The following is a 13,632-nucleotide window of genomic DNA, read 5'->3' on the forward strand; positions in this document are numbered from 1 at the left end:
AGGCATAACAACAAAACGACCAACAAGAGAGGTAAGCCTATGACATTGAAATCACTGCTGCTGTCAGCGACCACCACGCTGGCTTTGATCACTGCGCCCGCAATGGCCGAGCCTGTGAAAGTGGGCCTGATCACCACGCTTTCGGGCGGCGGGGCGGGCATCGGGGCTGATGTGCGCGACGGCTTCATGTTGGCGCTCAAGGCCGCAGGCGATGCGGGAAAAGAGATTGAGGTCATCCTTGAGGACGATCAGCAAAAGCCCGATATCGCGGTGCAAGTTGCCGATAAGATGATCCAATCGGACAATGTCGATGTGCTGACCGGCATCATCTGGTCGAACCTTGCCATGGCAGTGGTGCCAGCGGCGACGGCGCAGGACAAGTTCTACCTCTCGACCAATGCCGCCCCTTCGGCTCTGGCGGGTGAGGGCTGCAATCCGAAATACTTCTCGGTCTCTTATCAAAACGACAATATGCACGAAGCTGCAGGCGCCTATGCCGCGGCCGAGGGCGTGAAGAAGATGTTCATCATGGCGCCGAACTATCCGGCGGGCCAAGACAGCCTTGCTGGCTTCAAGCGCTTTTATGACGGCGAAGTGGTGGCCGAGGTCTATACACAAGTTGGCCAAACCGATTTCGCCGGTGAGATTGCGCAGATTCGGGCCTCGGGCGCGGATCGGGTGTTCTTCTTCCAGCCGGGCGGCATGGGCATTGCATTCTTGAAGCAATATGCCGAATCCGGCGTGGATATCCCGCTGATCGGACCGGGCTTCTCGCTTTCCGAAGACATCCTGCCAGCCGTGGGCGATGCGGCGCTTGGCACGATCAACACCTCGCATTGGTCGACCGATCTCGACAATCCGGCCAACAAAGCCTTTGTGGATGCCTTCCGCGCCGACTTTGGCCGCTACCCGTCGCTTTACGCGGCCCAAGCCTATGACACGGCCAATCTTCTGTTGTCGGCCTCGGCCAAAGCCAGCCCCTCGGGCGATCCCGATGGCTTCCGCGCTGCGCTGCAAGCCGCTGATTTTGCGTCTGTCCGGGGCAAGTTTGCCTTCGGTCCGAACCAGCACCCGATCCAAGATTTCTACGTCTTGGAAGTGGAGAACCGCGACGGTGGCCTGACCAACAAGATCGTTGGCAATGCCATGACGGACCGCGGCGACGCCTACGCTGAGCTGTGCAAAATGTGATCTGAAGGGTGGCTCCAAGATGCGCAAGCCTTGGAGCCGCCTTTGCTCACATTCGTCCCCATCCGCCCCGCATAGAGGAGAAGGCCCGTGATGCTACTGGCCGAGCAGCTGCTGAATGGCCTGCAATATGGAATGATGCTGTTTTTGATGGCAGCGGGGCTGACGCTGGTCTTCGGCGTGATGGGGCTGATAAATCTCGCCCATGGCGCGCTTTACATGGTGGGGGCTTTCGCCTGCGCCGTGGTGGCGGCCTCGACCGGGTCGTTCTGGCTGGGGCTGGTGGCAAGCCTTGCCGTGGCGGCCGCAGCGGGGGCCTTGGTCGAGATGCTGGTGATCCGGCGGCTTTATAACCGCGATCACTTGGATCAGGTGCTGGCGACCTTCGCGCTGATCTTGGTCTTTTCCGAAGGCACGCGTTGGCTCTTCGGGGATTTCCCGCTTTACCTCAAACTGCCGCCCGCGCTGTCCGGCGCCATCACTCTGCCCGGCGGGCTGCAATATCCCTTCTTCCGGCTGGTGATCATCCTCGTCGGCGCCGTGGTGGCGCTTGGCCTTTGGCTTTTGATCAGCCGCACCCGGCTTGGCATCCGCATCCGCGCGGGCGAGGCGGACCGAGAGATGATCGGCGCCTTGGGCGTTGATATTGCAAAGCTTTACACCATCGTCTTTGCCTTGGGGGCCGCGCTTGCGGGCCTTGCCGGAGGCCTCGTCGGCTCGATCCAATCGGTGCAGGTCGGCATGGGAGAGCCCGTCTTGATCCTTGCCTTCGTGGTGATTGTGATTGGCGGCATCGGCTCGATCAAAGGCGCGTTGGTGGGGGCTTTGCTCGTTGGCATGACCGACACGCTTGGCAAAGCGGTGATCCCGGGGCTTTTCGCCCGCGTCATGGACACGGCCTCGGCCAATACCACAGGCTCGGCGGTCGCCTCGATGCTGATCTACATCTTGATGGCGGTGGTGCTGCTGGTCCGCCCGCAGGGCCTCTTTGGGGCGAGGGTCTGAGTGATGACTATGAACCGTGAATTCATCATCAATATCATGATCTTCGGCCTGCTGATCGCTGTGGGCATTGGCGCGCATCTGGCGGGGCAAGGCTTCACCGTCACGCTTGCCACCAAAGTCGCCATTCTGGGGCTGGCGGGCGTTGGGCTGAATTTGGCCTTGGGTTATGGCGGCCTTGTCTCCTTCGGCCATGCCGCCTTCTTCGGGATCGGAGGCTATGCGGCGGGCGTTCTTGCCAGCCATGCTGCCAATGGCGATCCGCTGATGTTCGGCTTTGGCGGCAGCAATCAGATGCTGGTGATCTGGCCGGTGGCAATGCTGGCGGCGGGCTTTGCCGCCCTGATGATCGGCGCGCTTAGCCTGCGCACCAGCGGTGTTTACTTCATCATGGTGACCTTGGCCTTCGCGCAAATGATCTATTATTTCGCGATCTCTTGGCCGCGCTATGGCGGCGAGGACGGTCTAAGCTTTTACGTCCGCAATGCCTTTCCGGGCATGAACACCTTGAAACCGATTGAGTATTTTACGATCTGCGCCAGCCTTTTGGGCCTTGCTTTGGTCTTCTCGGGCCTTGTCACCCAATCGCGCTTTGGCCTTGCCTTGCAATCGATCCGGCAAAACCCGCAGCGCGCCACAGCCGTTGGCATCCGCGCCACCCCAGTGCGGCTGACCACTTTCGTGATCTCGGCAATGATCACCGCCCTTGCCGGTGCGCTTTACGCCGATCTCAATCGCTTCGTCAGCCCCTCGATGTTCTCTTGGCATATGTCGGGCGAAATCATGGTCTTCGTGATCCTTGGCGGGGTGGGGCGGCTTTGCGGCCCGATCGCGGGGGCGGCGATGTTCATCTTGCTTGAGCATCTTCTCGGCAAGGTCTCGGACCATTGGCAGGCGCTTTTGGGGTTGATGCTTCTGGGCATCGTGCTCTTCGCACCCGGAGGGTTGATTGGCCTTATCACCAAGGGCTTGGACGCTTTGCGCAAGGAGAAGGCCGATGTCTGATCCGATCCTGTCGATCCGCGGGCTGAAGAAAAGCTTTGGCGCTTTGACCGCCACCGATGATGTCTCGCTGGACCTATACCCCGGCGAGATCCATGCCCTGATCGGCCCGAATGGCGCGGGAAAATCCACGCTTATCAAGCAGATCGTCGGCGAGATCCGCCCCGACGCGGGCAGCATTGCCTTTGAGGGGCAGGTGATTGACCGGCTGGACGGGGCGGCGCGGGCGCGGCGCGGCTTGGCGCGCAGCTTTCAGGTCTCCTCGGTCATTCCCGATTTCACCGTGCAGCAAAATGTGATGCTGGCGGTGGCGGGGGCGGGCGGCCATGTGTTTCGCTTCCTGCGTCCGGCTCTCTCGGACCCCGGCCTGACCGGACCTGCGCAGGGCTATATCGCCCATGCGGGCCTGACTGGGCGTGAGCAGAGCAAAGCCTCGGCCCTGTCGCATGGCGAGCGGCGCAAGTTGGAGATCGCGATGGCTTTGGCTTTGCGGCCCAAGGTGTTCCTTTTGGATGAGCCAATGGCGGGGATGGGGCTTGAAGGCGCCAAGCAGCTGACGGCGATCTTGTCAGAGCTGCGCCGCGAAGCGCCGATCTTGCTGGTTGAGCATGATATGGACGCGGTCTTTGCACTGGCCGACCGCATCACGGTGCTGGTTTATGGTCGGGTGATCGCCACGGGCACAGTGTCCGAGATCCGCGCCAACCCCTTGGTGCGCCAGTCTTATCTGGGAGAAGAAGCATGAGTGCCTTGCTGGAGCTTTCCGATGTCAGCGCCTCTTATGGCCCGGTGCAGGCGTTGTTTGGCGTCTCGCTGCGGCTCGATGAGGGCAAGGTGCTGGCACTGATGGGCCGCAATGGCATGGGGAAAACCACCACCATTCGCTGCATCAGTCGGCTGTTGCCACATCGCGGCGGCAGCATCCGGTTGCGTGGCAAGGATCTTGGCGGCTTGAACGCCCCCCGCGTCGCGCGGCTGGGCTTGGGGCTGGTGCCTGAAGGCCGGCGCTGCTTTGCGCCGCTCACTGTGGCCGAGAATCTGACCGTGGCGGCGCGTCTCGGCCCTTGGGATATCGCCCGCGTCGTGGCGCTGTTCCCGCGACTCGGTGAGCGTATGGGGCAGGTATCGCGCACGCTTTCGGGCGGTGAGCAGCAGATGCTCGCCATTGGCCGGGCGCTGATGACCAACCCTAGCCTGTTGATCTTGGACGAGGCGACCGAGGGTCTGGCCCCGGTGGTGCGGCAAGAGATCTGGGCAGGCGTGCGGCAGCTGAAGGCTGAGGGCTTGTCAATCCTTGTGGTCGATAAGTCTTTGAAAGAGTTGGAGACAGTCGCCGATAGCGCCGTGGTGCTAGAGCGCGGCCAAAGCGTTTGGTCCGGCCCTTTGAGCGATCTTACTCCCGAGATGACGGATCGCTGGCTCGGCGTCTAAGCCTCGGTTTGGCGATTGCTGACAAAAGAGAGCCATTGGTCATTGGTAAAAAATATCTAGATGCGAATGGTTCTCATTTGCAATTCATCAAAGGAGCGCTATCTATATTGCGAAGAAGTCGCAACTGGACAGGTCTATGCCCCGCATGATCCAAGGATGGATGCTCGCCGGAGCCACCGCACTGGCGCTTTTGGGCGCGACCGGCGCGGCTATGGCCGAGAAGCTGACCATCGTCGCGACCACGGGCATGATCGCGGATGCGGCGGCCAAAGTCGGTGGTGAGCGGGTTGAGGTGCGCGCGCTGATGGGGCCGGGGGTCGATCCGCACACCTACCGCCAGACCCGCTCGGATATCGAGGCGATGCTGGGGGCGGACGCCGTCTTCTGGCACGGGCTTTACCTTGAGGCGCAGCTGGAAGAGCTTTTGCAAAAGCTTGCCACGCAAAAGCCGGTGGTCGCTTTGGCCGAAGGCATTGCGCAAGATCAACTCCTTGGCTCGGCCGATTACGCCGAGCGGCCTGACCCGCATGTCTGGATGGACCCGCAGCTTTGGACCGAAGTTGTCAGCGCCGCCCGCGATGCTCTGACCGAAATAGACCCCGAGAGTGCCGATCTCTACGCCGCCAATGCCGAAGCGCATCTGGCTGAAATCGAAGCACTTTCCGGCTATTCAACGGAAGTCCTTGCTTCGGTGCCGCAAGAAAAACGCGTGCTCATCACCGCGCATGACGCCTTTAACTACTTCGGCAATGCCTATGGCTATGAGGTGATGGGCATCCAAGGCATCTCAACGGAATCCGAAGCTGGCCTTGCCGGGATCGAGGCCTTGGTCTCGGTGCTGGTTGAGCGCAAAATCGGCGCGATCTTCGTGGAATCCTCGGTCTCGGACCGCAATGTGCGCGCTTTGATCGAAGGGGCCGCCGCCAAGGGCCACCAAGTCACCATCGGCGGCACGCTCTTTTCCGACGCGATGGGCGAGCCGGGCAGCTATGAGGGCAGCTATATCGGCATGATCGACCACAATGTGACTGTGATCGCCCGCGCTTTGGGCGGCGCGGCCCCCGAGGCGGGGATGCAGGGAAATCTGGGGCAATAACATGACAGCCACCGCCGAACTTGTGGTCGATGCCGGGCGCAGGATCGCGCAAGACCATCCAGAAAGCCCGCTGGCCATTGCGGGTCTGACGGTGCGCTACGGCGATAAGCCGGTGCTCTTCGGGGTGGATTACGCCACCCCTCCGGGCGCGATGCTGGCAATCATCGGCCCCAATGGTGCGGGCAAATCCACGCTGATCAAGGCGGCTTTGGGCATCGTGCCGAAGGTCACGGGCGAGGTCACGCTCTTTGGCCGCCCGCAAGCGCAAGAACGCCACCGCATCGCTTATGTCCCGCAACGTGCTGGCGTGGATTGGGATTTCCCGGCCACGGTGCTGGATGTGGTGCTGATGGGGCTTTACCGTGAGATGGGACTTTGGCGCTTCACTGGCGCGCGTCACCGCAAAACCGCGCTCGATTGCCTTGAGCGGGTGGGGATGCGAAATTTTGCCGACCGCCAGATTGGCCAACTTTCGGGCGGCCAACAGCAGCGCGTCTTCCTCGCCCGCGCTTTGGCCCAAGATGCCGAGCTTTACGTGATGGATGAGCCCTTTGCCGGGGTCGATGCCGCGACCGAGCGGGCGATCATCACCGTGTTGAAAGAGTTGAACGCGCGCGGCAAGACCATCATCTGCGTGCATCACGATCTGGCCACGGTGGCGGAATATTTCACCCATGTGCTGATCGTGAACATGCACAAAATCGCCGAAGGCCCCGTGGCCGAGGCCTTTACCGAGGCCAATTTGCAAGCGGCTTATGGTGGGCGGCTCTCGGGGGCCCAAGTCACCCGGCTGGCGGGGGCGTCCAGCTGATGGAGATACTCGCGCCTTTGTTTTTACAGGCGGGGTATAACACCGCTTTGGTCACGATTGGCGCCGCACTTTTGGGCGCAAGTGCCGGGGCGATTGGCAGTTTCGTTTTATTGCGCAAGCGGGCTTTGGTCTCGGATGCGATCAGCCATGCCACGCTGCCGGGGTTGGCTTTGGCCTTTATCGCGATGGTCTGGCTGACGGGCGAGGGGCGATCTTTGCCGGGATTGATGCTCGGCTCGGCGCTGACGGCGGGGCTTGGGCTTTTGGCGGTGGATTGGCTGACGCGCCGCACGCGGCTGGCCGAGGATGCTGCGATTGGTGCGGTGCTTTCGGTCTTCTTCGGCTTCGGCGTGGTGCTGATGACGGTGATCCAGACGCTGAACACGGGCGAGCAGGCAGGGCTGGCGGGATACCTTTTGGGCTCGACCGCAGGGATGCTGCGCAGTGAGGCTGAGCTGATCGCCGTGGCCGCCGGGGTGACGGGTGCCGCGATTTTTGCCTTGCGGCGGCCCTTTACGCTGGTCTGTTTTGACCCGGAATATGCTGGGGGGCGCGGCTATCCGACCGGCCGTGTCGATCTTGCGTTGATGGGGCTTTTGCTTGCCGTCACCGTGATCGGGTTGAAAGTGGCGGGGCTGGTGCTGATCGTCGCACTGACCATCACGCCGCCGGTGACGGCGCGGCTTTGGACGGATCGGCCGGGGCAGATGGTGGTCATCGCCGCCCTTCTGGGTGCGGCAGCGGCTTGGATCGGCACGGCGATTTCGGCCAGCGGTGAGGGGCTGCCGACTGGCGCTTTGATCGTGCTGGTGGCCTTTGCGCTCTTCGTGATCTCACTTCTCCTTTCACCCAAACGCGGGCTTTTGGCCGGATTGATCCGCCAACGCCGCTTTCAAACCTTGGTGCATGAGCGGCAAGGCCTGCTGGCGATCCTGCGCAACGAGCCGATCTATGACAGCCTTACCTTGCGCCGGTTAAAAGCGCGCGGTTGGCTGCGGGCGGATGGCCAAGTCACGCCCGAGGGCCTATCGGCCGCCCGCCGGGCCGAGGCTGATGCCGCGCGCTGGCAGCTTTACCGCCAAAGCCATCCGGCCGAGGCGGAACTTCTCTCGGGACGGATGATGGAGCCGATGGCCCGCGTCCTGCCGCCCGATCTTCTGGCCGAGCTGGACAGCCGCCTTGCCCTGGCCGCCGCCAAAAGGGGAGAGGCGCTGTGAACCCCTTTCTGCAACTCACCCTGACGCCGATGCTGATTGGCGTGCTCGCCGCCTGCGCCTGCGCCTTGCCGGGCAATTTCCTCTTGCTGCGGCGGCAAAGCCTGATCGGCGATGCGATCAGCCATGTCGCTTTGCCCGGCATCGTCGCCGCCTATCTCTTGACCGGCACGCTCTCGGCCACGGCGATGTTCCTTGGCGCGACCGGGGCCGCCCTGCTGGCCGTGGCTTTGATCGAGCTTGTCCGTCGTCTGGGCCGGGTTGAGCCCGGGGCGGCGATGGGGGTGGTCTTCACCACGCTCTTTGCCTTGGGCGTCTTGATGCTGGAGCAATCGGCGTCCCGCAACCTGCATCTCGATGTGGAGCATGCGCTTTACGGCAATCTGGAAAGCCTGATCTGGCTAGAGGGCACCAGTTGGTCAGCGCTCCTTGACCCTGCCGCCTTGGCCGGGATGCCGCCGCAGATCTTCCGGCTGGCTTTGGTTCTGGCGGGGCTGGCGCTTTTCACCGTGACCTTCTGGCGTGAGCTGATGATCGGCACCTTTGACCCCAGTTTTGCCCAAAGCATCGGGGCGCGCCCAAGACTGTTCAACATCGCTCTGGTTGGCCTTGTTGCCATCGCGGCGGTGGCCTCTTTCGACGCGGTCGGCTCGATCATCGTGATTGCGATGTTTATCTGCCCGCCCGCTGCGGCGCGGCTGATGACCGATAGGCTCAGCCGACAAATCTGGTGGAGCATGGGCTTTGCCAGCGCTTCGGCCATCTTGGGCTATGTGCTGGCGGGCTATGGGCCGATGTGGTTTGGCAGCCCGCATTCGGTCTCGGCTGCGGGGATGATCGCCACGGTCAGCGGGGTGATCTTGGCTGGCACTGCGCTTTTTGGCCCGCGGCGGCGGCAAAATCTGGCGGCGTGATTGCCTCATGAAAAGGCCCCGCCGTTGAGCGGGGCCTTTTACCCTTAGCGCAAGGCCTTAGGCCAGATCACGCAATTCCGGCTCGCGCGCCCAGTAGCGCTTTTTGGCGGTCTGGGCGAGATCCTCCCAAGGGCCAACGCCCTCGCCATCCTCAATCCCGGCGCGGTCGAGAATAACCGTCGAGCCTTTGCAGTGACCGATCGCTTTAAGATGCGCATAGGCGTCCATCACAAAGCCCACCGCCGCCGCATCTTTGGCCAGCTTCTGTGCCTGATCCGGCATCAAGATCATCGCGATGCCGTCAAAAAGCGCGGAAGGTGAGCCTGCCAGCTGCCCATCGGGCACCAAAGAGCCGCCCTTCAGCGCCAGGGGGCCGATCTTCGGGGCCACGACAAAGACCGAACCGCCTTCGCCTTCAATCGCGGCGGTCAGTTTGTCGATGCTTTCTTTATCCGAGCCTTCTGCGACCAAAAGCCCGATCTTGCGGCCCTTCAGCGTCTCCTTCCAATTGCCTTGGATCGAAAGCGCGGCGGAGGGTTCGAGATCGACTGGCTCCTTGAAGGGTTTGGCCGGGGCAGGGACATCGATCCCCAGACCCTTGGCAACGCGCTCGCCCAGCCCTTGGTCGATCACCAAAAGATGCGCCACCACTTTCGGGCGCACATGCTCAAGCCCGACTTTCGACAGCTCAAAGACGAAAGAGGAGGCGGTGTGCGCCCGCTCATTCTCGGTCAAAGACCGCCAGTAAAGCCGGGGCTGGCTGTAATGGTCGCCAAAGCTTTCCGCCCGGATACGCTCTTTGCCACCCGAAACCTCGGCCTTGGCGGTGACAAAGCCCTGTTTAGACGCGCGCGGACCCGGATCCTCACCCGCTTGATCCAGCGAGTTCGGCTCATAATTGGCGCGGCCCTTCGGCACGGCGGTCTGCATCAGCCCGTCGCGCATCATATTGGCATAGGGGCATTTCGGCGCATTGATCGGGATTTGGTGGAAATTCGTGGTGCCAAGCCGCGATTTCTGGGTGTCGAGATAGGAGAAGAGACGCCCTTGCAGCAAAGGGTCTTCGCTGAAGTCGATCCCCGGCACGATGTTTGAGGGCAGGAAGGCTGATTGCTCGTTCTCGGCAAAGTGGTTGTCGGGGTTGCGGTTCAGCTTCATCCGGCCAATCACTTGCAAAGGCACGATTTCTTCGGGGATGATCTTGGTTGGGTCCAAGACATCATAGGGCAGGCTATCGGCCAGCTCTTGGTCAAAGACCTGCACCGCAAAGTCCCATTCCGGGAAGTCACCCGCCTCGATCGCCTCATAAAGATCGCGGCGGTGGTAGTCGTTATCCGCCCCTTGCAGCTTGGTGCTTTCGTCCCAAACCAGTGACTGCACGCCCAAGACGGGCTTCCAATGGAACTTGACGAAGCGCGCCTCGCCTTCGGCATTCACAAAGCGGAAGGTGTGAACGCCAAAGCCCTCCATCATCCGCAGCGAACGCGGGATGGCGCGGTCGGACATCGCCCAGATCACAGTGTGCAAAGTCTCGGGCATCAGCGAGACGAAGTCCCAAAAGGTATCATGCGCCGAGCCCGCTTGCGGATAGCCCTTATCGGCTTCCATCTTCACCGAATGCACCAGATCGGGGAATTTGATCGCATCTTGAATGAAGAAGACCGGGATGTTGTTGCCGACCAGATCCCAGTTGCCTTGGTCGGTGTAGAACTTGACCGCAAAGCCGCGCACATCGCGCGGCGTGTCGACCGAGCCTGCGCCGCCTGCCACGGTGGAGAAGCGCACAAAGACCGGGGTCTCTTTGCCTGTCTCGGCCAGAAGGCTGGCGACGGTCAACTCGGGGATGGCTTTGGTGCAGGTGAACACCCCATGCGCGGCCGAGCCGCGGGCATGGACGATCCGCTCGGGGATGCGCTCATGGTCGAAGTGGAAGATCTTTTCGCGCAGGAGGAAGTCTTCCAAAAGCGTCGGCCCGCGCGCGCCAGCGCGCAGTGAATTTTGATTGTCCGAGAAGGGGATGCCGTGATTGGTGGTCAGGACCTCGCCGCCGCGTTGCTGGGTCTCACCGGCATTGCCTTGCGCAGTCTCATAGCTTTTCGGTGCCATCTAGGGTTCCTCTGCTGCATGTCGAGGGGACCGATGAGGGGGCATACATGCGGCCTCTTAGAGCAAGGGCGATGTCCGGTTGGGGCCTGTCAGCGCCCCCCGTTCCCCATATCACCTCAGCGGTCCCGTCAGAGCTTATGTGCCCATTGGGTGAACGGCTGAGGGGTGCAAAGGTTCCGCCATGGCGGCGGATCGGGCGGCGCTCGGCGGGAAGTGTCAGGGCAGCAGGTTCAGCCAGACCCAAGTGGTGCCGATCGAGGCCACGGTGGCGAAAAGCACCGAGGAGGCATTCACTCGCATCGCCACGCCATACATATGCGCGAAAAGATAGGCGTTCACGCCCGGCGCCATTGCGGCGGTCAGCACGGCAGAACGCAGCCCCGCCGTATCCAAGCCAAAGACGAAGCGGCCCAAAAGATAGGTGAGCGCGGGCTGCAGGATCAGCGAAATCGCGCAGATCATCGCAATCGTGGCGCGGTCGCCCTCGGGTCGGTAGCGGAAAAGCACGCCGCCAAGCCCAAACAAAGCCGCCGGGATTGAGGCGCGCACCATCATCTCGACCGCATCCCAAAAGGGTTGCGGCAGCGGCAAGGCGGTGAGGTTGACGGCAAATCCGGCCAGAACGCCGATGACCAGAGGCTGGGTCAAGATCCCGCCGCCGATCTGGCGGCCCATCCTCAGCACGGATTGGCCTTGCCCGCGCCCCCGGGCCCATTCCATCAGAGCGATGCCAAAGGTGTAGAGCAGCGTGGCATGGATCGAGATGATGGCAAGGTTGCCTGCCAAAGCCTCCGCCCCATAGGCGCGCTCGGTGATGGGCAGGCCCAAGAGCAGGGTGTTGGAGAAGAAGCTTGCAAAACCAATGGCGATGGCATCGGGCAGCGGGCGTTTGAAGACCAGCCTTGCGCCGAAGAAACCTGCGCCAAAGGCCGCGAAGGCCGAGAGGTAGAAGGTCAAAAGCAGCCCGATGTCATAGGCCGCAGAAAGGTCTAATTGCGCGATCGCGCGAAAGAGCATGCAAGGCAAAGCGAAGTTCTGCGCAAAGCGCATCACGCCATCGACCGAGCCTTCGTCGAAAAGCTTGGCCCTTGCCGCCGCATAGCCAAAGCCAATCAGCAGGAACACGGGCAAGATGACTTCGATAAGCGCGGTCATAGGGCGGGTCTTTGCTGATGTCCGCCCAAGGCGAGCGGTGGAGAGCTATGGCAGTCGGTTGAGAAACGAAGGCGCGCCCCTGCAGCAAGCTTAGGCGAGGTTGTCGTATTGAATTTGCATCCCGTCATAGGCCGGGCGGATATGGGCCGCCAACTCGGCCAGCAAGGTTTCGAAATCAAGATCGATATGCATATCGGTCAGGATGGCGCGGGCGGGCTTGGCGCGGGCAATCCAGTCCAACGTCAGGTCCAGATGCGCATGGGTCGGATGCGGCTTGCGACGCAAGGCGTCAACGATCCAGCAATCAAGGCCTTGCAGCGCGGCCCAAGTCTCGTCGGGGATCTCAACCGCATCGGGCAGATAGGCCAGGGGGCCAACCCGGAAACCAAGTGCGTCGGTCGAGCCATGGTCGGCGCGGAAGGGCTGGAAGGTGATGGGGCCGCCGGGGCCATCCACCTCAAAGCTGCCATCGATGGTGTGCAGATCCAAGATCGGCGGGTAAGGCGAGCCTGCGGGCTGCACGAAAGCATAGCCAAAGCGCGACAGCAGCGCCTCTTGCGTCGGGCCATCGGCCCAGACCGGGATGCGACGGCGCTGGCGATAGGTCAGCTGGCGCAGATCATCGATGCCGTTCATATGATCGGCATGCGAATGGGTATAGACCACAGCATCCATCGCCTGCACGCCCGCATCCAAAAGCTGGTCGCGCATATCGGGCGAGGTGTCGATCAGCACCGTGGTGGTGCCTGCCTCGGTGATCCGCTCGACCAAAAGCGAGCAGCGGCGGCGGCGGTTCTTCGGGTTTGCCGGGTCGCAATCGCCCCAATCGCCGCCGATCCGTGGCACTCCGCCCGAGGAGCCGCAGCCCAGAATGGTGAAGCGCAAGCTGGCCATCAGGCAGCCTTTCTTGCAGCATTGGCCTTCCAGAACAGCCGATCGAAATTGGCCGTGGTGGCGGCGGCGAACTCGGCCTCGGAGACGCCAAAGACCTGCGCGCCGGTCTTGGCGGTGAAGGCGGTATAGGCGGGCTCATTGCGGCGGCCGCGATAGGGCGGCGGGGCAAGATAGGGGCTGTCGGTCTCGACCAGAATCCGGTCCAGCGGCGCGCGGGCGAAGATCTCGCGCAGCTCCGAGGATTTGGGGAAGGCCGCAATGCCCGACATGGAAAGGTAGAACCCCATCTCCAACGCCGCCTCGGCCAGACGGGGCCCGGAAGAGAAGCAATGCATCACGCAAGAATAAGGCTTTGCCGCCATGCCTTCACCGAGGATCGCCTCAATCTCTTCATCCGCCGCGCGGGCGTGGATGATCAGCGGCAGGCCGGTTTCTTGCGCGGCTTCGATATGAATACGCAGGCTCTCGCGCTGCACGGGGGCTGAGTCAGGCGTGTAGTGGAAATCCAGCCCCGTCTCACCAATCCCCACCATTTTGGGGTGCTTTGCCGCCTCAATCAGATCGGCGACCGAAAGGGCAGGCACTTCGCCCGCGCTCATCGGGTGGATGCCGTAGGCGTAGAAGATATTTTCATAGGCTTCGGCGATCTCAATCGCGCGGGCCAGCCGGTCGGGCTTGGTGCAGATATGCACCATGCGCTTCACGCCAGCCTCGCTTGCGCGGGCGATGATCTGGTCAAGCTCGCCGTCGAAATCGGCAAAATCAAGGTGGCAGTGGCTGTCGACCAATTCAGGCGGGGGGGTCATTTGAAAGCTCTCG

The 13,632-nt window shown here is 62.1% G+C and carries 13 protein-coding genes; 9 read left to right on the forward strand and 4 right to left on the reverse strand.

The window, feature by feature from the left end:
• Positions 1 to 39 precede the first annotated feature (39 nt).
• From Q9295_RS15820 to Q9295_RS15860, 9 genes are all read left to right on the forward strand, one after another.
• Complete coding sequence (locus Q9295_RS15820; protein WP_306681557.1) at positions 40 to 1,191, forward strand: ABC transporter substrate-binding protein; 1,152 nt, start codon at positions 40 to 42, stop codon at positions 1,189 to 1,191.
• Positions 1,192 to 1,281: 90 nt separating this feature from the next.
• On the forward strand, positions 1,282 to 2,193 hold the full coding sequence (locus Q9295_RS15825) for a branched-chain amino acid ABC transporter permease (RefSeq protein WP_306681581.1): 912 nt from the start codon (positions 1,282 to 1,284) through the stop codon (positions 2,191 to 2,193).
• A 9-nt stretch (positions 2,194 to 2,202) separates the two neighbouring features.
• The gene (locus Q9295_RS15830) at positions 2,203 to 3,195 is read left to right on the forward strand and encodes a branched-chain amino acid ABC transporter permease (protein WP_306681582.1); all 993 of its coding nucleotides are present in this window, start codon (positions 2,203 to 2,205) and stop codon (positions 3,193 to 3,195) included.
• Entirely contained in the window at positions 3,188 to 3,937 is a 750-nt protein-coding gene (locus Q9295_RS15835; RefSeq protein WP_306681558.1) for an ABC transporter ATP-binding protein, read from the forward strand. The genes Q9295_RS15830 and Q9295_RS15835 overlap by 8 nt, the downstream gene beginning before the upstream one ends.
• A complete protein-coding gene (locus Q9295_RS15840; protein ID WP_306681559.1) occupies positions 3,934 to 4,623 on the forward strand; it encodes an ABC transporter ATP-binding protein in 690 nt (229 codons plus the stop codon). Before Q9295_RS15835 ends, Q9295_RS15840 begins: the two co-directional genes overlap by 4 nt.
• Before the next feature lie 145 nt (positions 4,624 to 4,768).
• Complete coding sequence (locus Q9295_RS15845; RefSeq protein ID WP_306681583.1) at positions 4,769 to 5,719, forward strand: metal ABC transporter solute-binding protein, Zn/Mn family; 951 nt, start codon at positions 4,769 to 4,771, stop codon at positions 5,717 to 5,719.
• Position 5,720: 1 nt separating this feature from the next.
• On the forward strand, positions 5,721 to 6,530 hold the full coding sequence (locus Q9295_RS15850) for a metal ABC transporter ATP-binding protein (protein ID WP_306681560.1): 810 nt from the start codon (positions 5,721 to 5,723) through the stop codon (positions 6,528 to 6,530).
• Entirely contained in the window at positions 6,530 to 7,747 is a 1,218-nt protein-coding gene (locus Q9295_RS15855; protein ID WP_306681561.1) for a metal ABC transporter permease, read from the forward strand. Before Q9295_RS15850 ends, Q9295_RS15855 begins: the two co-directional genes overlap by 1 nt.
• A 29-nt stretch (positions 7,748 to 7,776) precedes the next feature.
• Entirely contained in the window at positions 7,777 to 8,658 is an 882-nt protein-coding gene (locus tag Q9295_RS15860) for a metal ABC transporter permease (protein ID WP_306681584.1), read from the forward strand.
• A 57-nt stretch (positions 8,659 to 8,715) separates the two neighbouring features.
• Here the strand turns inward: Q9295_RS15860 and Q9295_RS15865 are convergent, their stop codons facing one another.
• From Q9295_RS15865 to Q9295_RS15880, 4 genes are all read right to left on the reverse strand, one after another.
• A complete protein-coding gene (locus Q9295_RS15865) occupies positions 8,716 to 10,764 on the reverse strand; it encodes a catalase (RefSeq protein WP_306681562.1) in 2,049 nt (682 codons plus the stop codon).
• 216 nt (positions 10,765 to 10,980) lie between these two features.
• Entirely contained in the window at positions 10,981 to 11,919 is a 939-nt protein-coding gene (locus Q9295_RS15870; RefSeq protein WP_306681563.1) for an AEC family transporter, read from the reverse strand.
• A 90-nt stretch (positions 11,920 to 12,009) separates the two neighbouring features.
• Positions 12,010 to 12,813 carry an MBL fold metallo-hydrolase gene (locus Q9295_RS15875; protein WP_306681564.1) on the reverse strand — a complete coding sequence of 268 codons (804 nt, stop codon included), beginning with the start codon at positions 12,811 to 12,813 and terminating at the stop codon, positions 12,010 to 12,012.
• The gene (locus Q9295_RS15880; RefSeq protein ID WP_306681565.1) at positions 12,813 to 13,619 is read right to left on the reverse strand and encodes a TatD family hydrolase; all 807 of its coding nucleotides are present in this window, start codon (positions 13,617 to 13,619) and stop codon (positions 12,813 to 12,815) included. The genes Q9295_RS15875 and Q9295_RS15880 overlap by 1 nt, the downstream gene beginning before the upstream one ends.
• Positions 13,620 to 13,632: the final 13 nt, after the last annotated feature.

The organism is Pseudogemmobacter lacusdianii, from assembly GCF_030848395.1.
Taxonomy (GTDB): domain Bacteria; phylum Pseudomonadota; class Alphaproteobacteria; order Rhodobacterales; family Rhodobacteraceae; genus Pseudogemmobacter; species Pseudogemmobacter lacusdianii.